Source organism: Citricoccus muralis, from assembly GCF_003386075.1.
GTDB lineage: Bacteria > Actinomycetota > Actinomycetes > Actinomycetales > Micrococcaceae > Citricoccus > Citricoccus muralis.
Genome location: NZ_QREH01000001.1, coordinates 1,802,950 through 1,829,701, shown reverse-complemented (window position 1 = coordinate 1,829,701; position 26,752 = coordinate 1,802,950). Strand labels below are relative to the sequence as shown.

Annotated in this window: 25 protein-coding genes; 16 read left to right on the top strand and 9 right to left on the bottom strand. The window is 66.7% G+C overall.

Translation table 11 applies throughout. The annotated features are described in order from the left end of the window. Positions 1 to 44: 44 nt before the first annotated feature. Positions 45 to 1,592, bottom strand: a complete 1,548-nt coding sequence (locus C8E99_RS08060; RefSeq protein ID WP_425452876.1) for an amino acid ABC transporter substrate-binding protein/permease — start codon at positions 1,590 to 1,592, stop codon at positions 45 to 47. 164 nt (positions 1,593 to 1,756) lie between these two features. On the opposite strand from C8E99_RS08060, the gene C8E99_RS16205 reads away from it, so the two are divergent. The 9 genes from C8E99_RS16205 to C8E99_RS15775 all read left to right on the top strand — a co-directional run bounded on the left by C8E99_RS16205 (position 1,757) and on the right by C8E99_RS15775 (position 10,891). After that, entirely contained in the window at positions 1,757 to 4,201 is a 2,445-nt protein-coding gene (locus C8E99_RS16205) for a helix-turn-helix transcriptional regulator (RefSeq protein ID WP_115931857.1), read from the top strand. 38 nt (positions 4,202 to 4,239) lie between these two features. Next, positions 4,240 to 5,508 carry a type III polyketide synthase gene (locus C8E99_RS08050; protein WP_115931856.1) on the top strand — a complete coding sequence of 423 codons (1,269 nt, stop codon included), beginning with the start codon at positions 4,240 to 4,242 and terminating at the stop codon, positions 5,506 to 5,508. Continuing rightward, the gene (locus tag C8E99_RS08045) at positions 5,505 to 6,233 is read left to right on the top strand and encodes a class I SAM-dependent methyltransferase (protein ID WP_115931855.1); all 729 of its coding nucleotides are present in this window, start codon (positions 5,505 to 5,507) and stop codon (positions 6,231 to 6,233) included. Before C8E99_RS08050 ends, C8E99_RS08045 begins: the two co-directional genes overlap by 4 nt. Continuing rightward, complete coding sequence (locus tag C8E99_RS08040) at positions 6,223 to 7,461, top strand: FAD-dependent oxidoreductase (RefSeq protein ID WP_115931854.1); 1,239 nt, start codon at positions 6,223 to 6,225, stop codon at positions 7,459 to 7,461. Before C8E99_RS08045 ends, C8E99_RS08040 begins: the two co-directional genes overlap by 11 nt. Then, a complete protein-coding gene (locus C8E99_RS08035) occupies positions 7,458 to 8,207 on the top strand; it encodes a sulfite exporter TauE/SafE family protein (protein ID WP_115931853.1) in 750 nt (249 codons plus the stop codon). The genes C8E99_RS08040 and C8E99_RS08035 overlap by 4 nt, the downstream gene beginning before the upstream one ends. Positions 8,208 to 8,266: 59 nt before the next feature. Continuing rightward, positions 8,267 to 9,625, top strand: coding sequence for a phosphoglucosamine mutase (glmM, locus tag C8E99_RS08030; protein WP_115931852.1), 1,359 nt, complete (start codon positions 8,267 to 8,269; stop codon positions 9,623 to 9,625). 2 nt (positions 9,626 to 9,627) lie between these two features. Further along, positions 9,628 to 9,870, top strand: coding sequence for a hypothetical protein (locus C8E99_RS08025; RefSeq protein ID WP_115931851.1), 243 nt, complete (start codon positions 9,628 to 9,630; stop codon positions 9,868 to 9,870). A gap of 105 nt (positions 9,871 to 9,975) precedes the next feature. After that, positions 9,976 to 10,167: a hypothetical protein gene (locus C8E99_RS08020; protein WP_147301209.1), complete on the top strand. Its 192-nt coding sequence runs from the start codon at positions 9,976 to 9,978 to the stop codon at positions 10,165 to 10,167. Beyond that, positions 10,157 to 10,891 carry a hypothetical protein gene (locus C8E99_RS15775; RefSeq protein WP_147301208.1) on the top strand — a complete coding sequence of 245 codons (735 nt, stop codon included), beginning with the start codon at positions 10,157 to 10,159 and terminating at the stop codon, positions 10,889 to 10,891. Before C8E99_RS08020 ends, C8E99_RS15775 begins: the two co-directional genes overlap by 11 nt. 161 nt (positions 10,892 to 11,052) lie before the next feature. On the opposite strand, the gene C8E99_RS08015 is transcribed toward C8E99_RS15775, so the two are convergent. The 5 genes from C8E99_RS08015 to coaA form a co-directional block, all read right to left on the bottom strand. Beyond that, positions 11,053 to 11,286, bottom strand: a complete 234-nt coding sequence (locus C8E99_RS08015) for a type 2 periplasmic-binding domain-containing protein (protein ID WP_115931849.1) — start codon at positions 11,284 to 11,286, stop codon at positions 11,053 to 11,055. A gap of 172 nt (positions 11,287 to 11,458) precedes the next feature. Further along, positions 11,459 to 11,884, bottom strand: coding sequence for a large conductance mechanosensitive channel protein MscL (mscL, locus tag C8E99_RS08010; RefSeq protein WP_115931848.1), 426 nt, complete (start codon positions 11,882 to 11,884; stop codon positions 11,459 to 11,461). A gap of 101 nt (positions 11,885 to 11,985) precedes the next feature. Next, positions 11,986 to 12,537 (bottom strand): AMIN-like domain-containing (lipo)protein, encoded by a 552-nt coding sequence (locus C8E99_RS08005; protein WP_115931847.1) that lies wholly within the window; start codon positions 12,535 to 12,537, stop codon positions 11,986 to 11,988. A gap of 153 nt (positions 12,538 to 12,690) precedes the next feature. Continuing rightward, complete coding sequence (locus C8E99_RS08000; protein ID WP_245952176.1) at positions 12,691 to 13,458, bottom strand: M15 family metallopeptidase; 768 nt, start codon at positions 13,456 to 13,458, stop codon at positions 12,691 to 12,693. 38 nt (positions 13,459 to 13,496) lie between these two features. Further along, entirely contained in the window at positions 13,497 to 14,414 is a 918-nt protein-coding gene (gene coaA, locus C8E99_RS07995) for a type I pantothenate kinase (protein ID WP_245952457.1), read from the bottom strand. 253 nt (positions 14,415 to 14,667) lie between these two features. Here coaA and C8E99_RS07990 point away from each other — a divergent pair, with 253 nt between their 5' ends. Both C8E99_RS07990 and C8E99_RS07985 read left to right on the top strand, forming a co-directional pair. After that, positions 14,668 to 15,546 carry an SGNH/GDSL hydrolase family protein gene (locus C8E99_RS07990; protein WP_147301207.1) on the top strand — a complete coding sequence of 293 codons (879 nt, stop codon included), beginning with the start codon at positions 14,668 to 14,670 and terminating at the stop codon, positions 15,544 to 15,546. An 84-nt stretch (positions 15,547 to 15,630) separates the two neighbouring features. Next, positions 15,631 to 16,143 (top strand): hypothetical protein, encoded by a 513-nt coding sequence (locus tag C8E99_RS07985; RefSeq protein ID WP_115931843.1) that lies wholly within the window; start codon positions 15,631 to 15,633, stop codon positions 16,141 to 16,143. A 148-nt stretch (positions 16,144 to 16,291) separates the two neighbouring features. Here C8E99_RS07985 and C8E99_RS07980 read toward each other — a convergent pair whose 3' ends face one another. From C8E99_RS07980 to C8E99_RS07970, 3 genes are all read right to left on the bottom strand, one after another. Beyond that, positions 16,292 to 16,585 (bottom strand): cupin domain-containing protein, encoded by a 294-nt coding sequence (locus C8E99_RS07980; protein WP_115931842.1) that lies wholly within the window; start codon positions 16,583 to 16,585, stop codon positions 16,292 to 16,294. Between the two features lie 112 nt (positions 16,586 to 16,697). Then, positions 16,698 to 17,750, bottom strand: coding sequence for an NAD-dependent epimerase/dehydratase family protein (locus tag C8E99_RS07975; protein ID WP_115931841.1), 1,053 nt, complete (start codon positions 17,748 to 17,750; stop codon positions 16,698 to 16,700). Further along, entirely contained in the window at positions 17,750 to 19,015 is a 1,266-nt protein-coding gene (locus C8E99_RS07970; protein WP_115933324.1) for a zinc-dependent alcohol dehydrogenase, read from the bottom strand. The genes C8E99_RS07975 and C8E99_RS07970 overlap by 1 nt, the downstream gene beginning before the upstream one ends. A 94-nt stretch (positions 19,016 to 19,109) precedes the next feature. On the opposite strand from C8E99_RS07970, the gene glmS reads away from it, so the two are divergent. The 5 genes from glmS to C8E99_RS07945 all read left to right on the top strand — a co-directional run bounded on the left by glmS (position 19,110) and on the right by C8E99_RS07945 (position 26,727). After that, positions 19,110 to 20,981 carry a glutamine--fructose-6-phosphate transaminase (isomerizing) gene (glmS, locus tag C8E99_RS07965; RefSeq protein ID WP_115931840.1) on the top strand — a complete coding sequence of 624 codons (1,872 nt, stop codon included), beginning with the start codon at positions 19,110 to 19,112 and terminating at the stop codon, positions 20,979 to 20,981. 270 nt (positions 20,982 to 21,251) lie between these two features. Beyond that, positions 21,252 to 23,018 carry a polysaccharide biosynthesis protein gene (locus tag C8E99_RS07960; protein ID WP_245952169.1) on the top strand — a complete coding sequence of 589 codons (1,767 nt, stop codon included), beginning with the start codon at positions 21,252 to 21,254 and terminating at the stop codon, positions 23,016 to 23,018. Between the two features lie 49 nt (positions 23,019 to 23,067). After that, on the top strand, positions 23,068 to 24,969 hold the full coding sequence (locus C8E99_RS07955) for a GNAT family N-acetyltransferase (RefSeq protein ID WP_170144560.1): 1,902 nt from the start codon (positions 23,068 to 23,070) through the stop codon (positions 24,967 to 24,969). Beyond that, the gene (locus C8E99_RS07950; RefSeq protein ID WP_115931837.1) at positions 24,962 to 26,140 is read left to right on the top strand and encodes a DegT/DnrJ/EryC1/StrS family aminotransferase; all 1,179 of its coding nucleotides are present in this window, start codon (positions 24,962 to 24,964) and stop codon (positions 26,138 to 26,140) included. Before C8E99_RS07955 ends, C8E99_RS07950 begins: the two co-directional genes overlap by 8 nt. After that, positions 26,137 to 26,727, top strand: coding sequence for a sugar transferase (locus C8E99_RS07945; protein ID WP_170144559.1), 591 nt, complete (start codon positions 26,137 to 26,139; stop codon positions 26,725 to 26,727). The genes C8E99_RS07950 and C8E99_RS07945 overlap by 4 nt, the downstream gene beginning before the upstream one ends. The last annotated feature ends 25 nt before the right edge of the window (positions 26,728 to 26,752 follow it).

The window sequence follows — 26,752 nt, the reverse complement described above, 5'->3', positions numbered from 1 at the left end:
GGTTTCCGGGGTGCCGGGGGTCGGGGAATCGGGTGCCGGGGTGCTCATTTGTTGACCTTCCTATCCACGAAGTTGGCCAGCTGGGTCAGCAGGGTGATGGCCACGAAGTAGATGATGCCGACGATCAGCAACACCTCGGTGACGCGGAAGTTCGCCGCGTAGATCTGCTGCGCTTGGTAGAGCAGCTCGCCGAAGCCGATGGCCAGCAGCAGGGAGGAGTCTTTGAGCATGATCACCAGTTGGTTGATCAGCGAGGGCGTCATGATCTTGAAGGCCTGCGGCAGCACCACCCGCTGCATGGACTTGCCGTAGCCCAGGCCCAGGGAACGGGAGGCCTCCATCTGCCCGGGGTCCACGGACTGCACGGCGCCGCGGACGATCTCCGCGATGTAGGCCGCGCCGTTCAGCGTCAGGGTCAGCACGCCGGCCACCCAGATATCCACCTCGGTGCCGATCAGCTGCGGCAGGCCGAAGTAGAAGAAGAAGGCCCAGACCAGGATCGGGGTGCCGCGGAAGACGCTGACGAAGACGGTGGCGATGCCGCGCAGCACGGGGTTGGTGGAGACCTTGAGGAAGCCGAACATCAGGCCCAGGGCCATGGCCAGGGCGAAGGAGATGCCGGTGACCAGCAGGGTGTTGCCGAGGCCGACCATCAGGGCGGGGAACGTGGTGGTGATCAGTCCCCAGAAGGAGGAGGCGTCCGGACCGGTCTGCGCGTCCTCGGCCAGGTAGGTGTCCAGGATCTCCTGGTATTCGCCGCTCTCCTTCAGCTCGGCCAGGCCGGTGTTGAACATCTCCAACAGCTCGGCGTTCTGGTCCTTGTTCACGGCGAAGCCGTAGTCGCCCACCGGCACCGGATCGGTGACGGTCTTCAGCCCGGAGCCCTGCGTGATGCCGTAGGCCAGCACGGGGTAGTCGTCCATCAGGGCGGTGGCGGAGCCGGCCTTGACGGACTCGACCATGGTGGTGGTCTGGTCCAGGGCGGTGATCTCGAAGCCGTACTCGTCCTGGACGGACTTGGCGTACTCCTCAGACTGCGAGCCGGTTTTCACGGCCACGGTCTCACCCTCGAGGTCCTCCCAGCCCTGCACCTCCTCGTTGGTGCCGTTGACGGCCAACTGCAGTTCGGCGGTGAAGTAGGGGTCGGAGAAGTCGTAGATCTCCTGGCGTTCCTCCGTGATGCCCATGCCCGCGATCACGCCGTCCACCTGGTCGGACGAGAGGGCCTGCAGGGCGGCGTTGAAGCCGAGGGAGCGGAACTCCACCTCGAAGCCCTGATCCTCGGCGATGGCCTTGACCAGGTCGATGTCGATGCCGACGAGCTCGCCGCCGTCCCGGAACTCGAACGGTGCGAAGGTGGTGTCCGTGCCGATGACGTACGTCTCGCCGGTCCCACCGGCCTCGGCCTGGGCGTCTGCGGCCACGATCCCGCTGGCCTCGGCGGCGGCGACCGGCGCAGCGGCTGAGCCACCTGTCCCGGAACCGTAACCGGATGCTGTGGCCGCGGGGGCGAGACCGAGCAGCAGCACCCCCAACGTGGCGAACGCCGCGAGGATGGTCCTCACGGCGGTTCTGAAGCGGGTCTCTCTCACGAGGATGTCCCTTCGAATGGTGGAGTGGTGACTGTTGGGTAGCTTACCCTCGCCGTGACGGCCCTCACCGATCACGGGCGACCGCTCAGGGACAACGCCGTGTTAGGTGTGCCATCCTTGGTTCTTCAACCACCGCACCTGTCCGCATCGAGGCCCTCGCACCCATGGCCCTGTTGTCACTGCCTGATCCCGAGTCCCTGCCCCATCCCGCCCTGCCGCGCTTCCTGGCCTCTCCCGACGCCGGCGAGCGGCTCCTCGTGGTGCGCACCCCGGCCGGGACGGAGGCCCAGCGGTTCGCCCACGGCTGGGCGGGCGGAGCGGGCCGGGTCCTGCCGTGGCCCGTCCAGAACGGCCAGGCGGTGAGTGGGGAAGAGATTGTCAGCCGGGTGGGCGCCCTTCTGGAGGGTCCCGACGCCGGCCGGGTCGCCGTCGTCGCCGATCAGGGGGCACCCGTGGGGCGCCTCGCCGCCGCCTTTCCCGCGCGCATCGCCGGGCCGCGGGACCTGTTCCTGACGGAGGACGAGATCCTCACTCTCGCCGTGCGCCTCGCCGCAAGCCCCGCACCGGGCCCTGCATCGGACCGGGACCCGGGCACCCTGACCGCCGAAGGGCACCTCGGTGGGCAGCCAGGTGGGCGGCCCGGCGGATACCCCGGACGGCCACCGCTGCCGCTGACCCCGCACCGGATCCACCTGAAGACCGGGGGCTGGTTCCTGCCGGCCGCCATCCTCATCGCGGACCCGCTGGGAGTGCAGACAGCCCGGCAGTCACTGTATTCCGCCCTGATGCGGTGGCTGCACCCGCAGGATGTGGACGGCAGCATCTCCCAGGCCGGGTTCCTGCCGCAATTCACCGAGGAGGTCATCGACGCCTTCCGCCCGGAGGGTTTCGGGGCGATGCCGAGCGCGAGGGGCCTGGAGTCCCTGGGTCTCTTGGTCCGGGACGGCACCGGTGGCTGGTTCATGCCGTGGCTGGTCCGGGACTGTCTGCGGGACGCGATCCAGGAGAGCCACCCCCATCGTGTTGACGAGCTGAACCGGGCCGTGGACCGGGCGCTCGCGGCAACGGGCCACATCGGGGCCGTCGTCCAGCGAACCGTGGATGCGCGGGACTGGAACCGCCTGGAGGACCTGCTGCTGGAGCATTGGGCCGACCTTTTCGTGTGGAACGAGCCGGCCCTGGCCTCAGCGGTCAGCAGCCTTCCGCGTGCACGGGTGGGAGGAGTGGACGTCACCGGATTCATGCCCGGCCTCTTGAGCGTCACCGACCCGGACACCGTGCCGTTCACGTTGCCCGCCCACCGCCCGGACTACGACCGCGATGAGGGATTGCAAGGCCTGCGCGCCGGGACCACACGCCTGTATCGCACACCGGACCGGCAGGCCCTGGCCCTCGGCACCATCGAGGTCGCCTACCTGCGCCGAGTGGGTCTGTTCACGGAGTCGGCCGATGCCGCCGTGCGACTCAACGTGGCCCTGTCCGCCGCCCTGTCCTCCGCGCCCGTGCGCCCGGTGATGGCCGGCTTCGTGGGACTGCAGGCCGGGATCTCCCTGCACCTGGCGGACCGGCTGGCCGAGGCGAAGACAACCTATGAGAAGGCCTTTCACTGGGCCATGCGGGGGTCTGCCGAGCCCCTCATCGCCGAGGTGGCCGGCAAGCTTGCCCTCCTGTCCATCCAGCAGGGGAACACGGACCGGGCACGCTTCTGGGTCGCCAAAGTCGATGAACCGCTGGCCAAGGTGCGGGTGGCGCGGAACGTCGCCGCATTCGCGGCTGACGTGGCCCGCGCACATCTGGCGTTGACCGAACTGGACATCGTGGCGGCCCATGCCGTCCTGGACCGGTTGCCACCAGACCTGGACACGGATGAGTTCTGGGCCAGCCATGCGGCGCTGTTGGTGCGGACCGCGAGCTATGAAGGCCGTGGTGCGGACGGCGCTCGGTGGGTTCTCGGTTGGCGTCAGGAACGGCCTGCCGCAGCCCAATCACCCCTGGCCAAGCGGATCCTCAGCGAGGCGTTTCACGCGGCGCGGATCAGTACCGGGGACCTCACCGTGGTGCCCGGCTGGGACCGTAGCCAGGAGCTGGCGGACCTGGAGGCACTGCGGTGCCTGTTGAAGGGTGACCCGGATGCCGCCCTGCGGGCCCTGCGCGTGCCCGAGCGGACCGGTCAGCGGCACCGGAACCTGTCCGCGCTGATCGGGGTGCTGGCCCGGACCCGGTGCGCACCTGCCACGGTGCCGGAGACAGTGGTGCGCCACTTGGTGACCATCCACCACTATGGCGGTGAGCTGGCGGATCTCTCCGGCTTCCACACGTTGGGCTGGACGCCCGTCTTCCGGAGCGCGGGCCTGGTGGACGACGCCGGCCAAGCCCGGCTCCAGCAGTTGACCCGCCCCGCGCTGGTCGAACGAGCCGCCCCGTCTCTGACATCCCGCGAACGCGAGGTGCTCCAATCCTTGCGGGCCGGTATGACGCGCCGGGAGATCGCCGAGTCCACCTACCGTTCCGAGAACACCATCAAGGGCCAGATCCGCAGCCTCTACGCCAAGCTCGGCGCCTCCAGTGCGGCGGAGGCGCTCGAACAGGCTCGCAACTTCGGCCTCTGACGGTTGTCCCCACCGGTCCCGTCCCCACACAATGAGGCATGACCGCCCTGCTCAGATCGCTGCACACCGCCGTCCCACACACCGTGCTGTACCAGGAGGAGGTGCGTGACGTGCTGGCGGCGCAGCCCGGACTGAGCCGGCTCGGTACCCGGCTGATCACCGCGGCGTTCAACGCCTCGGGCATCGAGCGCCGGCACACGGTCGTGGAGGAATGGCAGGACGGCGGCCGCGGCACCGGCAGCGGTGCCGGCACCTTCTTCGACCCGGAGACCGGCCACATCCTCAATCCCAGCACGGGGGTCCGCAACACGGTCTTCACTGACCACGCCAACGACCTCTACGAGCGGGCCGCCCGCGGAGCGCTTGGCGGCTGCCCCGACCTCGGCCCCGAGGACGTCACCCACGTCATCACCGTCTCCTGCACGGGCTTCTTCTCGCCGGGCCCGGACTACCAGCTGGTCCGCCGCCTCGGCCTGGCCGCCACCACCAAGCGCATCCACTTGGGGTTCATGGGCTGCTATGCCGCCATCCCGGCCCTGCGCGAGGCCGCGGCGCTGTGCGAGGCGGACCCGGCCGCCGTCGTGCTGGTGGTCAGTGCCGAGCTGTGCACCGTGCACGTGCGCGTGGCCAACGACCAGGACACCATCGTGGGGGCCTCGCTCTTCTCGGATGGGGCGGGCGCCGCGATTGTGACGGGAGAGAACACAGAGGTGAGCACAGGGGAGAACACGGGGAAGAGAGGGTCTGCGGAGGGTGCGACGGCGGGCGGCACCGGCACGGGCCGGACGCCGGCCCTGCGGCTGGACGGCTTCGCCACGGTGCTGACCCCGGTGGGGGAGGAGGCCATGGCGTGGAACATCGGCGATCACGGCTTCGAGATGATCCTCGGCACTTATGTCCCCCACATCATCGACGAGCACATCACCGGCGCCCTTGAGCCTCTGCTGGCCGCCGAACCCGAGTTGGCCGCCCGTCCTTACACGGAGTTGGAGCACTGGGCCATCCACCCCGGCGGGCGCAGCATCCTGGACAAGGTGCAGGCCCGGCTGGAGCTGACCGACGCCCAGCTCGAGCCGGCCCGGGACACCCTGCGGGACTACGGCAACATGTCCAGCGCCACCGTCCTGTTCGTGCTACAGCGCATCCTGGAACGCGCGGGCGAGGTTGGTCAGGACGGTCAGGACGGTCAGGGTGGGGCTGGTACCCGAGCCGGCACGAGGGCAGGATCGGACGGTGAGCGCGTCTGCGCCATGGCGTTCGGGCCGGGCCTGACGGTGGAGTCGGCCCTGATGACGTTGGTGGGATGAGGCTGCCGGCTTGGGGCCTGCCCGCGCTGGACCTGCGCGAGCGCCGGCCGGCCGCCGTGGAGCAGATGGACGATCCCGACTGTGACCTGGACGCGCTGCACCGGACCTACCGTGGCTTCGGCGTGGTCAACCCGGTGGTCGCCGGCTGGCAGCTGACCTACCGGCGCTGGATCCGCCCGCTGCTGGACCCCGCCCGCACCGTGACGGTCCTGGACATCGGCTCCGGCGGCGGGGACCGGCCCCGCGCGCTGGCGCGGCAGGCCCGGCGGGACGGCTTCCGCGTGAACATCACGGCCATTGATCCCGACGCGCGGGCCCACGCCTGGGCGACAGCCCGCCCCGCCGTGCCGGGGCTGGCCTTCCGCCGGGCCGCCAGCGGGGACCTGGTGGCCGCCGGTGAACGGTATGACGTGGTGGTGTCCAACCACCTGCTCCACCACCTGGACCCGGCGGAGCTGGACGGGTTACTGGCCGATTCGGAGCGGCTGGCCGTGCGCCGGGCTGTCCACAGTGACATCCGGCGCAGCCCTACCGCCTACGCCCTCTTCTCGGCGGGGGCCGGCCTGGCGACCCCGTTGTTCCCCGGCTCGTTCATCCGCCCGGACGGGCTCGCCTCGATCCGCCGCAGCTACACCCCGGCGGAGCTCGCCGCCGTGCTGCCTCCCGGCTGGCGGGTGCAGACGCAGCTGCCCTGGCGGAACCTTGCGGTGTGGGATGCACGCTGACATCCTCATCGTCGGCGCCGGCCCCGTCGGGCTGTTCCTCGCCGGCCTGCTGGCCTCCCGGGGCCAGGAGGTGATCGTCCTGGAACGCCGCGAGCACCCCCGCGAGCACTCGCGCGCCATCGGCCTGCACCCACCGGCGCTGGACGCGCTCGCCGTCCTGAGCCTGGATCGGGCCGCCGTGGACGAGGGTCTGGCGGTGCGCCGCGGGATCGGTGACGGGGACGGCCGCCGCCTCGGCGAGATGACATTCGAAGGGGTGCACTCCCGGCACCCCTTCGTCCTGACCCTGCCGCAGTCCCGGACCGAACGGCTGCTCGCCGAGCACCTGGAACGGCTGGCCCCCGGCGCGCTGCACCGCGGGGTGGAGGTGGTGGGCCTGGACCAGCCCGGGAACGACGACGGCGGCCCCGTTCGCGTGTCCGTGCGGCCGGTGGGGGAGACTGGCTCTGGCTCTGAGGAGTGGACGGCCGACGTGGTCGTGGCCGCGGACGGCGCCCACAGCACGGTGCGCCGCCTGGCGGCCATCGGCACGGACCGCAAGGACTGGGGAGACAGTTACCTGATGGGCGACTTCGCCGACCGTGAAGGTCCGGGTGGACGAGGTACAGAGCCGACCGCCGTCATCCAACTGCACCGGGACGGCGTGGTCGAGTCCTTCCCGCTGCCCGGCGGTCAGCGCCGCTGGGTGGTGCACACCAGCCGGCACCAGCGGCCGGAGCGCGCCGAGGACCTGGTCGCGTTGCTCCGCGAGCGCCAGGGAGAGCGCCGTGGCAAACGCCGGGAGGAGAACATGTCGGATCTACCGGAACTGCCCGATCCCGCGACCGCCACCATGGTCCGCTCGTTCTCCGTGTACCGGCAACTGGCCCGGCGCATGGTGGCCGGACGGACGGTGCTGATCGGGGACGCGGCGCATGCCATCAGCCCGATCGGCGGCCAGGGAATGACGCTGGGCTGGCTGGACGCACTGGCCCTGGCACCGCTGCTGGCGGCCGGGCCGGCGTCGGGACCGTTGGAGGGCCGGCCGGGGTTCGCCGCCTGGGAGCGGAGCCGGCAAGGCGCCGCGCTCCGGGCCGCCCGCCAGGCGGAGGCCAATATGCTGCTGGGGCGCCCTCTCGCCGCGATCATCTGCCGCGGCCGGGACGGCCTCGCCCGGGGCGTCATGGCGACACCTCTGAGGCACCGGCTGGCGCGGCTGTACACCATGGGCTGGGCGGGACAGCCATGACCGTCGGCATCGTGCTCGCCGCCGTGGCCGCCATCCTGGTCGGTTCGATGCTGCAGCGACTCTCCGGAACCGGGGTGGGACTGGTGGTGGCCCCGGTGCTGGCCCTGCTGATGGGCCCGGCGCTCGGTGTCTTCGTGACGAACTCGACCACGGTGGTCTCCGGCTTCCTCATCATGCTCGCCGTGATCCGGGACGTGGACTGGCAGCGCTATCTGCTCTTCTTGCCCATGGCACTGCTGGGGGCCGTCCCGGCGGCCTTCATGGTGCGGGAACTCGATCCCGCGTGGCTGAACATCGTCATCGGTACGGTGGTGCTGATAGCCCTGGCCCTGACCTTCGGGACGCCGTCCGTGCCCCGGATCCGCTCGCCGTTCCTGACCGCCGCTGCCGGAGCGGTGGGGGGATTCCTCAACACCAGCGCCGGCGTGGCGGCACCGGCCATGGTGATGTACTCCCGCTTCGCCCGGTGGGACCAGCGTTCCTTTGCCGCCACCATGCAGCCGACGTTCATGACCATGGGGATCTTCTCCGTGGCCACGAAGCTGATGGTGGGCGCCACCACGTTCGATCAGCTTCCGCCGTGGTGGCTGTTCCCGGTCATCGTGGTCACCGTGGTGGTCGGCATCCGGCTGGGTGCCTGGCTCGCCGGCAAGGTCTCGCTGGGTACTGCCCGGACGGTGGCCATCACCCTGGCCGGACTGGGCGGGGCCGTGGCGCTCGTCAGGGGCTTGCTGGCGTTGGTCTGAAGGACCCGAGCCACGCCGTGGCGAGGATTATCGAGTCGGCGGGCATAGAATCCACGGTGATGAGCAGATTATTCGGAACTGACGGCGTCCGTGGCCTGGCCAATGGGATCCTGACCGTCGAACTGTCGATCCAGCTGGCCCAGTCCGCAGCCGTGGTGCTGGGACACCAGGAGACCCACGGGCGCCGCCCGGTCGCCGTGGTGGCCCGTGACCCCCGCATCAGCGGTGAGTTCATCATCTCCGCGGTCTCGGCGGGATTGGCCAGCGCGGGCGTGGACGTCTACGACGCCGGCGTGCTCCCCACCCCGGCCGCAGCCTTCCTGGTGGACGACCTGGACGCCGACTTCGGCGTGATGATCTCCGCCTCCCACAACCCGGCCCCGGACAACGGCATCAAGTTCCTGGCGCGCGGTGGCGAAAAGCTCACCGATGAGCAGGAGGACGCCATCCAGCGGCAGATGGACGAGGCACCGCACCGGCCGACCGGTGCCGACGTCGGGCGCATCCAGCGCTTCGCGGATGCCGAGGACCGCTATATCCTGCACCTGCTCAAGACCCTGCCGCACCGCCTCGACGGACTGAAGGTCGTGCTCGACTGCGCCCACGGTGCCGCCGCCGGGTGCTCGCCGGAGGTCTTCAAGGCCGCCGGCGCCGACGTCGTGGTGATCGGTGCGGACCCGGACGGCATCAATATCAATGACGGCTACGGCTCCACCCACCTGGAGAAGCTCCAGGCCAAGGTGGTGGAGACGGGTGCGGACTTCGGGATCGCCCATGACGGCGACGCCGACCGGTGCCTGGCCGTGGACGCCACCGGCACGGTGGTGGACGGGGATCAGATCATGGGCATCCTCGCGGTGGCCCTCAAGGAGGGCGGCCGCCTCAAGGAGGACACCCTCGTGGTGACCGTGATGAGCAACCTCGGGCTGAAGCTGGCCATGCAGCGCGAGGGCGTCCGCCTGGTGGAGACCAAGGTGGGGGACCGGTACGTGCTGGCCGGCATGAAGCACGGCAACTACTCCCTGGGCGGCGAGCAGTCCGGCCACGTGATCTTCTCCGACTACGCCACCACCGGCGACGGCGTGCTGACCGGCCTGCAGTTGGGCGCCCGCATGGCCGCCAGCGGCCAGACCCTGGCCGAGCTGGCCGGCGTGATGGAACGCCTCCCGCAGGTGCTCATCAATGTCAAGGACGTGGACCGGGAGCGTGCAGCCGTGGATGCCGAGGTCCAGGCCGCCGTGGCTGACGCGGAGGCCCGCCTGGGCGAGACCGGCCGGGTGCTGCTGCGCCCCTCCGGGACCGAGCCCGTGGTCCGCGTGATGGTGGAGGCCTCCGACGAGGAGCAGGCCCGCCGCGAGGCCGAGGACTTGGCCGCGGTGGTCGAGCGCGAGCTCGCGCTCTCCGCTGACCCGGTCTGAGCGTGACCGAGGAACGCCCGGCTGAGGAGGGTCCGGCGGAGCCAGATCCGGCCGAGCTTGACCTGGCCGAGATCGATCCGGCAGAGACGGACCCCGCCGAGGAAGTGTCCCCGATCGGCAAGTGGATGGTCTTCCTCGTGTGTGCGGCCGCCACCGTGGTGCTCGTGGCACTGGTCTGTTTCGCCATCAGCCTGCCGGACTGTGAGGATCCGCCGAACTCCTGGGCGCCGTGCATCGGGCCTTGACCTGAGGACGGGATGCGGGGATTGTGGCGGCGGTGCTAAAGGTGTCCTTGGCCCCTCGTAGTCTTGATCTTCCAGGAATATGCTGGCGTACAGGAGGAAATCACCGTGGCAACTGTTGAAATGGTCAGCCTTGAAGACGCGCGTCGACGCTACGCGCAGCTTCGTCATGAGATCGAAGTCGAGTACGGAAACATCGGAGAGTTTCGTCGTCGCGCTCATCGATTTGACGTCGAGGCTCCTGCTTTGATCAAGTACGACGAGTTGAAAGAGTGGGAGTACTTGCTCGGTGAGCAGTGACGAACCGTCGCTCGTGGAGCTTGCCCAGGTGTTCGCAGATGATCTGACGACGAGGGTGCAAACTGTGGTTCCCGGGAGTGTTCCGTTCACTGCGAAGGTTGTGCCTGAAAGGTCCGTGGTCTCTGTCAAGCAGGAACCCGGCGACGGTATCGTCCTCACCGTGGATGGCAAGCCCCACCTGTTGCTCAAGGTGAGTTTCAGATGCAGTTTCGATGGACACAGTCGCTTTCTGGCAGTTGATTCCTCAAGGGTCCACGTCTTCGCATCGGTCTCACCGGGGCAGCCCCTGTTTCGCTATGAATATGAACGTCGAGCCTCCCAGGTGCCAGCGGCGCATATCCAGATCCATGCGCATCGTGACGCCCTGACCTACGTCATGACGAAGTCGGGGGCAGGGACTAGGCGCGGCCGTCGCCGTTCGGACTCTGAGCAAGTACCGCTCATGCAGGACCTTCATTTTCCGGTGGGAGGACACCGATTTCGTCCGGCGCTCGAAGATGTCCTGGAAATGTTGATCGACGAGTTTGGCATTGACGACGCAAAGGACGCTCGGGAAGCTCTACACGTTGGACGGCAGGCTTGGCGTCAAACTCAAACGAAGAGCGCCGTCAGAGATGATCCGCAATCGGCGGTGGAAGTTCTCCGACAGCTGGGCTATGAGGTCGATTGGCGGGGAGGCGGGGAGGAGCCACAATCGAGACTGGACCGACTTCAAGCGCTGTAGGCCACCCGAGGTTGACGTCGTCCCTTAGATCACGGCCGCGCTGGCTGTCGAGTCGCTCGGCGAGTCTCGACCTCTAGCGTGGCCGTGCTCCGAGGGGGCAGGGGTCAGGACTTCGGCATGCCTTCGCTGTTGACGTAGACCTGGTCCAGCGAGAGGTCCTCCTAGTTCCATTCCGCCATGACGTCCTCGTACACCCCGTCGTCCATGAGCGCCTGCACGGAGTCGCGCAGCAGGTCGACCTTCTCCTGCTCGCCCTTCTTCACGCCGAAGGCAATGGGAGCCAGCAGCTCCGGCTCGCCCACCATCCGGAACTGGTCGGCCTGGTGATTGGCGGCGTACAGCATGTAGGAGACGCTGTCATAGGCGATATCGATGCGGTCCGCCTCGAGCGGCACGGTGATCGGACCAGGCCTACGTCAACAGCCAAGACCTCTCTCCGGAGGCCGCCGAGCTGATCCGCCCCCCGAAGTAACCCGCCCACAGCCCACAACGCACACGGTGCGGCTCCCCGGGAGGGGAACCGCACCGTGTGTTCGGTGGCGAAGGGCAAGGGCGGAGACGGGTGGGTCAGACCTCCGTGCGCGGCGGCACGGCGCCACCGCTACGGTTCGAGGCCAACAGGTCGCGGATCTCGGTGAGGAGGACGACGTCGTCGGAGATCTCCACGGCGTCCGGGTCGATGCCGAGCTTGCGGTTGCGACGCTCGATCATCTTGTTCATGGGCATCACGACGACGAAGTAGATGGCGGCGGCGATGAGCAGGAAGTTGACGACGGCGGTCAGCAGCACCCCGAACCGGATGTCATTGCCGTTGAGGGTGACCACGGCGAATGAGTCGAAGTTCGGTGATCCCACCAAGCCGGAGATGAATGGCATCAACACCGAATCGACCATGGCGGTGATGACGGCGCCGAAAGCGGAGCCGATGACGACGGCAACGGCGAGATCGACGACGTTGCCCTTCATGATGAAATCTTTGAATCCCTGGAGCATGGTTTCAAGGTAGACCGACCCGTCCCCGGCGGTCGACAGGTTGAGGGTGACACGCCGGGGACGTCGGCCTTCTTGCTACAGAGGCGTGCAGGTCAGGGGCATCACCACCGGTGCGCCACGTCGACGACGAGGCGTGATCCGGTGCCCGGGCCGTCAAGAATCATCACCCGGTACGGCAACTGGGCGCGGTTGCCGATGCCGAAGACGGTGTGGCCCTCAAAACTGCCGCCGTAGGCCACCTGCCGGAAGGTGGAGTACCCGGCCACGTTGGCCACGCTGTCCCAGTTGGACGGGTTGTAGGTGGGCCGGCCGGCGGAGGTGTAGGCGTTGGCGTAGACGGTGATGCTCAGGTCCCGTCCGATCATCGGGATATGGGTGCCGGTGCCGACCTCCTGGATGGATCCGTAGCGCGTCGCATAGCCCTTGACCTTGTAGTTCAGGTCCACGACCAACCGGTCATAGCACTCGTGCCGACCGGTACGGACCCGGGTGACTTGGGCGCTGGACATGGTGGAGACGGACTTGGCGGTGGAGCCCCACGTGATGCCGCAGTACGGGGCCGCCGCTGCCGGGGGTGGGGCGGCCGCACTCATGCCCGTGGCGAGTCCCACGGCGAGGACGAAGGTCCCGAGGGTTGCAAGTGGTTTCTTCATGGCCGTGCCTTCTTCCCGGGGCACCGCAGCTGCAGCGCCAAGTGGAAGAATTGTGCGCCGGGTGGCGGTGGAGGGACAGCCCGGCCGGGCTCCCAATGCATTGCGATTCGGCGCCCAAATCCGCGGACGTGCCGGCCGTTGGCTACGGTTCGGTCAAGGGGCGGAATCGGGTCCGTAGTCCGGCGCCGGGGCGAAACCCCAGGCGGTCTCCAGTACCCCGCCGGGTTGCACGACGCCGGCCGCGGCCTCGGTGCCCACGTACCGCAGGTGCCATGGCTCGGGGGAGTAGCCGGTCACGTCTTCGGCGCCGTCCGGGTAGCGGATGATCCACCCGTGCTCGGCCGCGTGCTCGGCCACCCAGGCGCCTTCCGGAGTGTCTCCGAAGCACTGCTCGAGCGTGCAGGCGCCATCCGCAGCTCCGACGTCCATCGCCAGGCCGGTCTGGTGTTCCGAGTAGCCGGGGCGTGCGGAGATCCGGTCTGCCTCGGCCTGGCCGTACCGTTCCACCCAGCCTCCGTAGGTGCTCTGCTGGTAGCCGTAGGAGCGGTAGGCGCTGACCAGGGTCAGGTCCACGCCGTCGGCAGCTGCGGCGGCGAACAGGTCCTCGGCCGCCCCCGCCGCCTCCTCCCGGAGTTCCATGCCCGCCTTCGACGCCGGCAGGTCCGGACCGTGCAAGTCCTGGGGCGCGTAGTCGGCCGGGTCCAGGGGGTGGAGCTTGTTGACCAGGACGTGCAGCGAGTCGGGGGAGTCGTGGTCCAGCTCCGGCTCGTCGGGCACCGCGCTGGCCGTGGGCGTCTCCGGCGAGGCGGACACCGTTGGGGGAGCTGTGGCGCTGTCCGTAGCGGCGACTGTGGCGCGGTCCGTGGCGGAGCCGATCGGCGGTTCGTCCGTCGTTGAACATCCGGTCAGCAGCAGAGCCAAGACACTGAGAGTCAGGAGAGGGCGGGCGCCGCGCACGTTCAGACCTTCCGGAGGAGCACGCGGGTGACGGTGTGGCCCACGTCCTTGGTCATGACGAGCTTGGCGCGGCCGCGGGTGGGCAGCACGTTCTGGGTGAGGTTCGGTCCGTTGATGCGGTCCCAGATGTCCGAGGAGGTGGCGATGGCCTCGGCGTCGGACAGGGTGGAGTAGCGGTGGAAGTAGCTCTTCGGGTCCGCGAAAGCCCCGGAGCGCAGGCGCATGAACCGTTCGGTGTACCACTGCCGGATGGCGGGGGTCTTGGCATCCACGTAGATGGAGTAGTCGAAGAAGTCGGAGACGCTGAGGCCCGCGGTGCCGTCGGAGCGGACGCGGGGCGGGGCGAGGACGTTGAGCCCCTCGATGATGAGCACGTCCGGGCGGTGCACCACCACTTCCTCGTGCGGAAGGATGTCATAGGTGAGGTGGGAGTACATGGGGGCCCGGACCTCCGGGGCACCCGACTTGATGTCGGCCACGAAGCGCATCAGTCGGCGTCGGTCATAGGACTCCGGGAATCCCTTGCGCTGCATGAGGCCACGGCGTTCCAGCTCGGCGTTGGGATAGAGGAAGCCGTCCGTGGTGAGCAGCTCCACGCGGGGGGTGTTGGGCCAGCGGCGCAGCATCTCCTGGAGCACGCGGGCCGTGGTGGATTTCCCGACGGCGACCGAACCGGCCACGCCGATCACGAAGGGCGTGCGCCGGGTTGATTCGCCGAGGAACTCGTTGGAGGCCCGCCGCAGATGGGCGGCCGCATCCACCTGGATGCTCAGCAGCCGGGAGAGCGGTAGATAGACCTCGGCGACTTCACGCAGGGAGAGGTGCTCGCCGATGCCCCGCAGCCGGTCGATGTCCGACTGGTCGAAGGGCTGTTCCATCTCATTGGCCAGCCGAGCCCAGGTCTCCCGCTCCAGCTCGATGAAGGGGGAGTAGTGGTTCTCGGAGTCGGCGGGCTCCGGTGGGGAGCCTGCCCAGCTGGCGGGGCCGGCGGGAGTGACAGGCGTGGCCTGCGGGATTCCGGAGCCGGCGGCGTCGGGTGGATTCACCCATCCATTATCCATCCATCGGGGCCTTCACTGTGACGGCGGACTCTTCGGTGGCGCGTCCTTCGGTGGGAGTCGCCTCAAAGCTGGCTCGTCGAATGCCTTTTGTCTGCCGGTAGTATCAGCCCTCGTGAGAGAAAAATTGGGCGCAACGTCGAAGCTTCAATGGGCGGCCTTGGTCGTTCTGGTGGTGGCCATTGTGGCCCTGCTGGTGGTCCTGTTCACCCAGCAGAAGGACTACCGGACGGACGCTGAGGCCGCGCGCGGGGGCAATGCGACCGCTCCGGCGCAGGAGTCCCCAGCGGAGACCGCCGAGCCCTCGGCGAGCCCCTCAGCCACGGAGGCATCTGAGGATGCCTCCTCTGATCCGGTGGACGCCGTCACCACAGCAGCCCAGGCCGTGGTCACCCGAGACGATGACTCCGTCATCAACGTGCTTGGCGACTCCACGTCCAACACCAGTAGTGAATGGGTGTACCGCTGGGCAGAGGAGCTCGGCGGGGACGCCGCCGTGACGGTCCATACCTGGAACCCCGAGGCTGGCACCTGGTACCTGGAGCCCCGCACCTACGGCGGGGGCGATCGGGCCATCACCATCTGGAACGGCTCCGCTGCCGAGGGCACTCCCGGCTTCCCACTCGAGCTGGACGGCATGATTGAACTCGAGGCCGACCTCACGATCCTGAACTACGGGCACTGGGGTGCCCCGGAAACCGTGGCCTCCTCGCTGGAGGACTTGCTCAACACCCTGGACGCCGGTGCCGAGGGTGCCGCTCCCGTGGTCCTCACCGCCCAGAACCCGGCGCAGCCCACGTGGGTGGGCTACGCGGACACGAACCGGGACGCCATGCGCGCCGCTGCCGAGGAGCGTGACCTGCCGGTGATCAACATCGAGGGCGCATTCGAGGATTCCGGGGACTGGGAGTCCCTGCTGGCGGACGAGGTCAACCCGAACGAGGATGGCCACCAGGTGTGGGCGGAAGCGGTCAGCGGGTACTTCTCGGGCTGAACCGTCACTCGGCAGTCAGGCATCAGACGCCTTCGTCCGGCCATCCCTTGCCAGGGGGGTGGCCGGACGCGTACCCATGGGGATATGAACACTCCCCACGACGCCATGAACCGCGACGAGCTTCAGGACTACCTCAACCACCATTTGCTCGGCTCCAAGAGTGGAGTCCGCCTATTCCAGGCGGCCGCGAGCACCTGGAACGGCACCGAGTTCGAGCAAGAGTTCCTGGAGATATCGAGGCAGGTGAGCGAAGAACAGGACGAGCTCAAGCAGCTCATCGACCGGCTCGGTCTGCGCCAGTCTGTGGTGGAGAACGCCTTGGGCCTCGCCGCTGAGACGGCTGGCCGGCTCAACCCGGTGAACATCACCCGGTCGAAGTCCGAAGGCATGACCCAGGTGGAGATGGACATCCTCCAGAGCGCTCTGCAGGGCAAGGCCGGCATGTACGCCGTGCTGGCCAAGCTGGCGGAGCGCTTTCCCGACGCCGGCCTGGACGGCCAGCGGATGAAGGTCCTCTACCAGCAGGCGCAGGACCAGCAGGCCAGGGTGCGCCGCATCAGCGACGAAACGCTGGACACCCGGTTCTTAACCCACTGAGCGAGGGGCACCGCCCGACGGGAGACGGGCTAGCCGAAAGATGAACCCCTGGATCGTTGGCTGCTCCAAACACCGGACCCGCCCCGGGCTGCACTGGAAGTGGGGCGCCGGCCCTGGTGCGCTAGGCCAGGTTCCGCGCGGGGAGCGGCTACTTCAGCTCGACGAACAACACGTGCGTGTCCGTGGTCCCCACATTGTGGCCCACGTGGTCCTGGGCTGGCAGCCACTGCACCTGGTTCGCGGCGAGCGGCACCGGACGAGTGGACCCGGCCACGGTGATCTCCCGCTGGAAGTCGCTGAGTGTGACCATCAGGCTGTCGCCGTGGTGGTGTTTGTGGGTCCGGGTGCCCGGCGTATCCCGGTACTCGAGGACCCGCACTTTCTCGTTCTCGAAGATGGTGGCGTAGAGGTCACCGTCGGTCTCAGTCGGATCTTGACTCATGGCTCTCCCCGTGAGGGTCTGAAGTGGTGGGAGAACAGTACGCCCGGCACCAGGTGCAGGCAATGACTCCACGGCGCAGGTGGTGCGGCCGTGATGCAACGATTCCGAGGGACTACTCGAGCGGCGAGCTCGAGCGGTGCCCGGCATTGCCGAGGCCCTCGGCGCCGTCGAAGCCGTCCAGCAGCGCTCGGAGAGCCTGCTGTGAACTGATCGTCTCGCTCCAGCCGGTCGTCTCCCGCAGCTTCGTGGTGTCCATGATCGGCACGGTCTCTGCCATGTCCACCCAGCCGGGGTCCGTCGGCTGTAGCCGGGCGGCGTAGGTAGCGGCGGCCAGCGCCTTGAACACCGGCACCGGCAACTTTAGGTACCGACGTGAGCCGATCAACTGGCCCATCGTCTGGGCGTCCAGCACGGGTTCGGCGGCCACGTTGAAGGCCCCGCCGGCCCGCTGCCGGACCACCTGCCAGTACGCCTCCGCGATGTCCACGGCCGCCACGGCCTGGAACCGGATGCCGGCCGGGAACGGCAGCACCGGTAGCCGTCCCACAGCCAGCAACCACGTCAGCAGGCGCGCCGGGACCAGATCGCCGATGAAGTAGTCCTTGATCTCCGGTGCCGGCACGGCCCCGAAGATCAGCCCCGGCCGCAGCCGCGTGACCAGCACCCCGGGGTTCTCCGCCTCGAAGGTGTCCAATAGGTCCTCCACCTCGGCTTTCTGTGCGCCGTAGTGGGAGGTGGGGGTCCCGGTGGTGGGATGGGACTCGTCCACGGGGACGGTCTTGGAGCCCTTGCCGTAGGCACCGATGGAGGAGGCGTAGACCAGGTGTGGGACGCCGGCATGGGCCACCGCCTGGAACACCGTCCGATTGCCCTCCACATTGACCGCGCGCAAGAAGCCGCGGTCGCGGTTCGGACGAATCACCCACACTAAATCCACCACCGCGTCGGCGCCGCGCATTGCCGTCTCCAGCCGGGGGCCAGCGTCGGGATCCGTGACGTCGATCTTCAGCCATTCCAGGCCCTCGAAGGGCGGACCGGCACGGTCCGGGCCGCGCCGGGAGACCCCGACGATGGAGTCCACCTCACCGGCAGTCTTCGCAGCCTGGAGCCGGTGCAGCAGGGCCGTGCCTACGTTGCCGGTGGCGCCGAGGACCACGACGCGCATCAGCGATCTCCGTCCACTTCGTGCGAACCGGTGTCCGCAGGGAACCGGGTGGTCGTGCCCTCCGTGCCACCTGTTGCGTTCGTACTGAGTTCGGGCTTGAGGACCACCTTGATGCAGCCGTCCTGCTTCTTCTGGAACGTCTCATACATCTCCGGGGCGCGATCCAGCGGCACCTGGTGGGTAGCGAGGTCGAGGGTGCCGAGAGGATCCGAGGGATCGTCCACCAGGGGCATCAGGTCATCGATCCAGTGCTTCACGTTGCACTGGCCCATATGCAGGGCGATCTGCTTGTCGAAGAGCGTCAGCATCGGCATCGGGTCCGCCATGCCACCGTAGACGCCGGACAGGGAGATGGTCCCGCCGCGCCGTACGGCCTCGATGGCGGTCTGCAGGGCGTTGAGTCGGTCCGCCCCGGCGGTCTTCATGGCCAACCGGCCGATGGCGTCCGGCAGGAGCCCGACGGCGGCATGGGCCACTCCCGCGACCGGGGAGCCGTGCGCTTCCATCCCGACGGCGTCCAGCACCGCGTCCGGGCCGCGGCCGTCCGTGGCCAGGCGCAGGCGCTCCACCAGGTGTTCGTCCTGGTCTGCGGTCTCGATGCCGTGGCGTTCGGCCATGCCCCGGCGCTCGGCCACCGGGTCCACGCCGATCACCCGGTAGCCCAGATGCTTGCCGATCCTGGCCGCGAACTGGCCGACCGGGCCCAGCCCCAGGACGGCGAGTGAGCCGCCCTCGGGAACCTGGGCATACTGCACGCCCTGCCAGGCGGTGGGCAGGATGTCCGAGAGGTAGAGCCACTGCTCGTCTTGGCCAGTGTGCGGAACCTTAATGGGGCCGTAGTCCGCGTTCGGGACCCGCAGGTACTCGGCCTGGCCGCCGGGGATAGAACCGTAGAGGCGGGAGAAGCCGAACAGAGTGGTGCCTGAACCCTGCTCGCGCACCTGGTTGGTCTCGCACTGGGATTGCAGTCCGCGCTCGCACATCCAGCAGTGCCCGCAGGAGATGTTGAAGGGGATGACCACCCGGTCACCGGGGGAGAGGTTGGTGACCTGCGAGCCGACTTCCTCCACGATGCCCATGGGCTCGTGACCGAGGACGTCGTCCTTGTCCATGAACGGGCCGAGGACCTCATAGAGGTGCAGGTCCGAGCCGCAGATGGCTGAGGACGTGATGCGGACGATCGCGTCCGTGGGGGCCTGGATCACCGGATCCGGGACATTCTCGACGCTGACCTTGCGCTTGCCTTGCCATGTAAGTGCCTTCATGGTTGTCACGCTATGGGTGGTGGGGAGCATGTGTGAACCCCCTGGGCGTGGTCGATGCACGGTGCGGGGTTCCCGGCGGGATAACCTAGTCCCCATGTGTGGAATCGTCGGCTACATTGGCCAGCCCTCTTTGTTGGATCAGCACTCGTCCCTGGACGTGCTCATGGAAGGCCTCAAGCGCCTCGAATACCGTGGATATGATTCCGCCGGTGTTGCCGTGGTGACGGACGGTGCTGTGGAGCACCGTAAGAAGGCCGGCAAGCTGGCCAACCTCACGGCAGAACTCGAATCCCGTCCGGTGCCGGTGGCATCCGTGGGGATCGGTCACACCCGGTGGGCCACCCATGGTGGTCCCACGGACCTCAACGCTCACCCGCACTTGGCCGACGGTGACCAGCTGTCCGTCATCCACAACGGCATCATCGAGAACTTTGCCGAACTCAAGAAGGAACTGCTGGCCAACGGGGTCGCTTTCCGTTCGGAGACCGATACCGAGGTGGCCGCCGCTCTGCTCGGCCACATCTACCGCCACGAGGGCGGACAGGACCTGACCAAGTCCATGCAGCTGGTCAGCCAGCGCCTCGAGGGTGCATTCACCCTGTTGGCCGTTCACGCCGATCATCCCGACCGCGTCGTGGCCTCCCGCAAGAATTCCCCGCTGGTCGTCGGCCTGGGGGAGGGGGAGAACTTCCTTGGTTCGGACGTCTCCGGTTTCATCGATTTCACCCGCCGCGCGGTCGAACTCGAGCAGGACCAGGTGGTCACCATCACCGCCGACTCAGTCGAGATCACCGACTTTTTCGGCAACCCCGCCCAGGGCAAGGAATTCACCGTCGACTGGGACGCCTCCGCTGCCGAGAAGGGTGGCTTCGCCTCCTTCATGGAGAAGGAGATCCACGATCAGCCGGCTGCCGTGGCAGACACCCTGCTGGGCCGCAGCGACGTTGACGGAAACCTGATCCTCGACGAACTGCGGATCGACGAGGACGAGCTCAGGAACATTCGGAAGATCATCGTCCTGGCCTGCGGCACGTCCTCGTATGCGGGCATGGTCGCCAAGTACGCCATCGAACGGTGGTGCCGCATCCCCGTCGAGGTGGAGCTGTCCCATGAGTTCCGGTATCGCGATCCGATCATCGACGCCAACACCCTGATCGTCTCCATCTCCCAGTCCGGCGAGACCATGGACACCCTCATGGCGGTGCGTTATGCCAAGGAGCAGGGCGCCCGCACGGTGTCCATCTGCAACACCAACGGCTCCACGATCCCGCGTGAATCTGATGCCGTGCTCTACACCCACGCCGGCCCCGAGATCGCCGTGGCCTCCACCAAGGCCTTCTTGGCCCAGATCACGGCTGCCTACCTGCTGGGCCTGTACTTGGCCCAGCTGACCAAGAAGCTCTACCGCGAAGAGATCAAGGACATCCTGTCCGACCTCGCCGACATCCCGGCCAAGGTCCAGCAGATCCTGGACAACGCAGACAGCATCAAGGAACTTGCCCGTTCCATGGCTGAGGCTTCCTCTGTGCTGTTCCTGGGCCGCAACGTCGGCTACCCTGTGGCCCTCGAAGGCGCGCTCAAGCTCAAGGAGCTGGCCTACATCCATGCTGAGGGCTTCGCTGCTGGCGAACTCAAGCACGGCCCGATTGCACTCATCGATGAAGGCCAGCCGGTCTTCGTGGTGGTGCCCTCGCCGATGGATCGCCACTCCCTCCACGCGAAGGTGGTCTCCAACATCCAGGAGGTCCGCGCCCGGGGCGCGAAGACCATCGTGGTGGCCGAAGCTGGCGATGAGACTGTCAGGGACTACGCGGAACAGGTCTTCTACGTCCCGGAGACCCAGCCCATGCTCATGCCGCTGTTGACCACTGTTCCGCTGCAGATCTTTGCCTGCGAGCTGGCCACGGCCAAGGGCTACGACGTGGACCAGCCACGTAACCTGGCGAAGTCTGTGACGGTGGAGTGAGACGAAACACAAAACGGTTCTGACAAGGAGTTTTTACCTGGCATTCAGGAAGGTGTAACTTCCACATCGGTGGAACCGGCCTTGAATCGCTTCCAGCAAGCGCCGTAGTCCGATTTGATGTTTCAGGTTGTAGCCCGTGACGTAGTATTTATCTGTCACTCTGTCGCCCGCCTGAGGGGGCTGGGTAGAGCACGGCACAGCTGGAACGCCTAGGGCGTGCCAGAACTTGCACACCCTTGGAGGACCATGAATCGGCGGACTCGAACGCGCGTGGCTAGAACGACTTTCTTCACGGTTGACGTGGTGAGCTGGATCGCCATGATCGTGTTGGCCGCGTGGCTGAGGTATGAATTCGATTTCGGCCAGATGGGGTGGGGTGGGCTACTCCTCTTCGGTGTGGTCGCCGCATTCCTTCAGTCGGTTCTCGGCCTACTCAGTGGCATCTACCGCGGTCGGCATGTCTACGGCACCTTCGACGAGGTCAAGACCCTGACGTACATCGTGGTTCTGGTGGGTCTGATCACCACGGTGTTGATGCTCGTGGTGGGCAACGTGTTCGACTCCCCTCGAAGCACAGGCATCATCGCGACTCCCATGGCCCTCTTGTGCATGTTGGGCGTGCGATACATGTACCGGCTTATGATGGAGCGTCGTCGCAAGCCGGGAAAGAGGGCCGCGGCCACCATCGTTTACGGTGCTGGCTACCTGGGTGAGACGGTGATTCGTCGTATGCAGACAGACGTTGAGTCTGAGTACCGCCCCGTAGCCCTCCTGGACGATGACCCGCAACTGTCCAACTTGGAGATTCGCGGTGTCAAGGTGATGGGTGGTTTCGATGACCTCAAAGAGGTTACGGACAAGACCGGTGCCAAAGAACTCGTACTGGCGATCGGCCGGGCGGATTCGGCTCTGGTACGGGAGATCTCCGACGCTGCCAGTGAAGCCGGACTTCACGTCCGGGTACTCCCGCTCCTGGAGCAGATCATGGCGGGTCATACCAAGCTCTCAGACTTGCGGGATATCTCCATAGAGGACCTGATCGGCCGGAATCCCGTGGACACTGAAGTTGAGTCCATCGCCGACTACATCGCCGGCAAACGAGTCCTGGTCACGGGCGCTGGGGGCTCGATTGGATCGGAGCTCTGCCGGCAGATCTCGAAGTTTGCCCCTACCGAACTCATCATGCTGGATCGAGATGAGACCGGCCTCCAAATGGCTCAACTCGGGACCGTCGGGCACGGGTTGCTTCATACCCGCGATGTGGTGCTTGCTGACATCCGCGAGGCAGATGCGCTGGAAAAGATCTTCCAGGACCGCAAGCCGCAGGTGGTCTACCACGCGGCGGCACTCAAGCATCTGCCGATGCTCGAGCAGTATCCGGAGGAGGCCTGGAAGACCAACGTTCTGGGGACCCTCAACGTACTCAATGCGGCGCGAAATGCTGACGTGGAGACCTTCATCAACATCAGCACGGACAAGGCGGCTAACCCGACGAGCGTGCTGGGGCACTCCAAGCGGGTCGCCGAAAAGTTGACGGCCTGGACGGCACAGGAGACGGACCGCCCCTATCTCTCCGTCCGGTTTGGCAACGTCATCGGCAGCCGCGGCTCCATGTTGCCGACCTTCCGGTCGCTCATCGAGAGGGGCGGTCCAGTGACGGTGACCCACCCGGACGTCACCCGGTACTTCATGACCATCCCCGAAGCCTGTCAGCTGGTCGTCCAGGCCGGTGCCATCGGAGCCCCCGCTGAGGTGCTGATCCTGGATATGGGCGAGCCGGTCAAGATCCTTGACATTGCGGAGCGGATGATCGAGATGTCCGGCAAGGATGTCGAGATCACCTTCACTGGCCTCCGCGAGGGCGAGAAGATGCACGAGGAGTTGGTGGGCTTGGGGGAGGGCGACGAGCGTCCGTTCCACCCCAAAATCTCCCACGCCCACGTCCATACCCTGTCGCCCAGTGACATGGATGTACACGTCTGGTTGGAGCGCTGTGGCAAGCACCAGCCCCAGCATGAATCCCCCGGTGTCGCGTGAATCTCCATATGGATACGACCCTGATGGACACGGTTACGACTCAAGGACGATGGTCGGCGGCATGAAGATCGGGATGATCACTCAGTGGTACGACCCGGAACCCGGCCCGGCTTCCCTGCCGGGAGTCCTCGCCCGAGAACTGGTCAAGCGGGGGCACAGCGTCAACGTGGTGACAGGGTTTCCCAATTATCCCGAAGGACTGCTGGCCGACGGATACCGGCTCCAACCGCGCCTGCGGGAAACCCTCGACGGGGTCAACGTCACACGAACCTTCCTCTTTCCGAGCCACGACGATTCGCTGGCTAAGAGGTTGATCAACTACGGCTCCTTCGGGGCGAGCGCCACCGCGCTGGGGCTCGACTCCCTCCGCGAGGCGGATGTGGTCTGGGTCAATTACTCTCCGATTACGGTGGCCCTCCCGATGCTTGTTCAGAGGTATCTGCGGGGCACCCCGATCATCAGCGAAGTGGCCGACCTGTGGCCGGACACCGTCATGGTGTCTGGGTTTCCGGCGGGCAGCGTCGTCGGAAAGGTCGCTGCACCGGTGCTCAACGCATGGGTCTCCTCCATGTACCGGGCCTCCGACGCGGTCGTGCACATCGCCCCCAGTGTGGGAGGCATCCTCGCCGAACGAGGAGTTCCAGCTGGGAAGATCACCTATATCCCGAAGCCGGCCAATGAGCAGGTGTTCCATCCCGGGGGTCGGTCCATGAGGGGGGAACTGGGCATCGGTGAGGACCAGATTGTCCTCGTCTACGCGGGTGCCATGGGACAGGCCCAGGGACTCGACACCTTGATGACGGCGTGCCAATCTCTGGACCCTGAGCGGTTCGTGTGTCTCATGGCGGGCGGAGGCAATACCGAGGAACATCTTCGCTCCCTCGCCGAGTCTGCACCCTCTGTGCGCTTCATCGGCCGTGTCCCACAGGAGCAAATGACTGATCTCATGGCGACGGCGGACATCGCCTACATCAGCCTGGTGGAGGACCCACTCACTCCCCTAACGATGCCGAGCAAGACCCAGGCGATCCTTGCCTCCGGAACCGCCGCGCTGGTGGCCGCCAGCGGTGACGTGGTCGACGTGGTGTCGTCGTCGGGTGCGGGACTGGCCGTCGACCAGAGGGACCCGGCCGGAATTGCTGCCGGGATTCGGCAGTTGGCGGCGCTGGGACGAGACGGGTTGTCAACGATGGGCGCCACCGCGCGGAAGACCTACCAAGACCAATTCAGCCTCGCCGCCACCACGGATCTCGCCGAACACACTTTGGCCGTCGCGGCCGGACGCACCGATTTGGACGACACCGGCACCTCGCCCCTGCGCACCGTTCCGCTGCGGAGGATGCATATTGAGTCGGTCGCGAGACTTCATCAACAGGCCTTCCCGGAGTTCTTCCTCACGAAGCTGGGGCCGGGTTTCTTGGGGGAGTTCTACCAGGGCTTCCTGGAGGACCCGACGGCGGTATCCTCAGTGCTGCTCGATGGTTCCGGCAGAGTGCGGGGCGCGGCGGTGGGAACCACAGAACCCGCGGGCTTCTTCAAACGCCTACTGAAACGACGACTCGTGGGCTTCGCCACCAAGAGTGCGGCGATCGCGTTGAAGAACCCGGTGCACGCGCCGCGGCTGTTGCGCGCTGTGGCCTACCGTGGGGAGGTCTCTGACAACCTGCCCGGAGCGGCCCTTTTGAGTTCCATTTGTGTTGACCCGGACCTGCAGGGACAGGGTGCCGGGCGCCAGCTGTTGGACGCCTGGACCAACCAGGCGCAACGGCAAGGTGCCTCGTCCGCCATGCTGACCACCGACGCAGAGGGTAATGACAGCGTGAATGCCTTCTACAGCCGGCTCGGGTGGACCCTGCATGACGAGTATTCGACGCCGGAGAACCGACGCATGAACCGATACGTCAAAGCAGTGAACACGTCTGCCTCCGAAAGGATCTCTGAGGATGCCTGAGAACATTGAGACCGTCCCCTTCCTGCCGTTCGCCCGGCCGGACATCACCGAGGCTGAGATCGAGGCAGTCACCGAGACGATTCGTTCGGGTTGGCTGACGACTGGCCCGAATGCCGCCGCCTTCGAGAAGGAAATGGCGGAGTTCCTGGGCGGCGAAGACATCACGTGTGTGGCCGTCAACTCGGCGACAGCTGGACTCCACCTGGCCGTGGAAGCACTAGGAATCGGTCCGGGTGACGAAGTGCTCGTCCCAACCTGGACCTTCACGTCCACGGCAGAAGTGGTCCGGTATGTGGGCGCGGATCCGATATTGGTAGACGTTGACCCAACGACTCTCAACATCGACTTCCAAGACGCCGAGCGGAAGATCACTGACCGCACCAAGGCCGTAATGCCGGTGCATCTGGCCGGGATCCCGGTGGATGCCCGCGAGCTGGAGGACTTCGCGGACCGGCATCAGCTGCTGGTGGTCGAAGATGCGGCCCACGCTTTCCCCGTGAGGTCGAACGGAAAGCTCGTCGGCAACTCGACCTCGGACGCGGTGGTGTTCAGCTTCTATGCGACCAAGACGATCACCACCGGTGAGGGCGGCATGGTGATGGTTCGAACCGAGGACCTCGCCCAGCGCATGCGAACCATGCGCCTGCACGGGATCAGTAGAGACGTGTTCAACCGCTACCAGTCGACGGTGCCGGCCTGGCGCTACGATGTCGTGGCACCCGGGTTCAAGTACAACCTTCCGGACACTGCCGCGGCCATGGGCCGTGTCCAGCTTGGTCGAGCCGTGGAGATGCGGGACAGACGAGGAGAGATCGCTCAACGATACCTGGAGGCGTTCCGGGACCTGCCCATCGAGTTGCCATTGGTCCCCGAGGACCCTGAGAATCACGCCTGGCACCTCTTCATGCTTCGCATCGACGCCGGGACGGCGGGACTGCACCGTGACGAGTTCATTAACCGCATGAGCGACGAAGGTGTCGGAACCTCGGTCCACTTCATCCCTCTCCACCTGCACCCCTACTGGAAAGACGCCTGCAGTGTGGACGATGCTGACTTCCCCGTGGCCACTCGGGAGTTCGAGAGGGCCGTGAGCCTCCCGATCTTCTCCTCCATGACCGACGAGGACGTGGACAAGGTCATCGGCGCCGTCGGGCGGGTGCTGACGAGGTGATCAAACGGGTCCTCGATACGGTCGTCTCGGCAGCGGCCTTGGTGGTCACCAGCCCCGCACTGGCTGTCGTGGCCGTCGCCATCAAGGCGACGTCTCCGGGCCCGGTGCTCTTCACCCAGGAACGTGTCGGGCAGTACGGCCGGACGTTCAAGATTCATAAGTTCCGGACCATGCGACCCGACCACGATGGACTCGCCGTATCCGGCACCGGAGATCCACGGGTGACCCGCATCGGCGCGATCCTCCGCAAGACCAAGCTGGACGAGGTCCCGCAGTTCTACGATGTGCTCCGCGGAGATATGTCGTTGGTGGGACCTCGTCCGGAGGTTCCCGAGTATGTTGCCCAATGGCCCACCGAGATGCGACCGATCATCCTGTCAGTGAGGCCGGGAATCACGGATCCGGCGTCCATCGAGTTTCGGAACGAGGGCGACGAACTGGCGCTGGCCCGGGATCCTGAGTCGCATTATGTGGACTCGATCCTTCCGAGAAAGGCCGCTGCATACGTGGACTACGTGCAGCGTAGGTCTCTGGTGGGAGATCTGAAAATTCTTGGCAACACCGCAAAGGTGGTGCTGTTCCGGTGAGATCGGTCAGCAGACAGACAATGAC